Source organism: Corallococcus sp. 4LFB (assembly GCF_046520365.1).
GTDB classification, from domain to species: Bacteria; Myxococcota; Myxococcia; order Myxococcales; family Myxococcaceae; genus Corallococcus; species Corallococcus caeni.
This window is the reverse complement of the sequence record NZ_JBKGHJ010001244.1, coordinates 1-432: the sequence shown is the minus strand read 5'-3', so window position 1 is coordinate 432 and position 432 is coordinate 1. Positions and strand designations below refer to the sequence as shown.

General features: G+C 68.8%; 1 protein-coding gene. It reads left to right on the top strand.

Annotated features, from left to right (window positions below):
• On the top strand, nt 1–432 hold a 432-nt coding region (locus tag ACLEQD_RS45145; protein ID WP_410392030.1), incomplete at both ends, for a condensation domain-containing protein.

Sequence of the window (432 nt, the reverse complement as noted above, 5' to 3'; positions counted from 1 at the left end):
CCGGCCGCACCCAGGCGGAGACCGAAGGCCTCATCGGCTTCTTCGTCAACACCCTGGTCCTGCGTGCCCACGTCCAGCCGCAGGACTCGTTCCGCCAGCTGCTCTCCCAGGTGCGCGGCACGACGCTCGCGGCCTACGAGCACCAGCACGTCCCCTTCGAGAAGCTGGTGGAGGTCCTCCAGCCTTCGCGAGACCTGAGCCGCAGCGCGCTCTTCCAGGCGATGTTCTCCCTGCAGAACGCGCCCACCGAAGCGCTTCGCCTGGCCGGCCTGTCCTTCCAGACCGTCCCGGTGGACACCCGGTCCTCCAAGTTCGACCTCACGCTCACCCTCGTCGAATCGCCCCAGGGCTTCGTCGGAGCGCTGACGTATGCCACGGACCTCTTCGACGCCTCGACCGTGCAGCGCATGGTGGGCCACCTGGGCGTGCTGC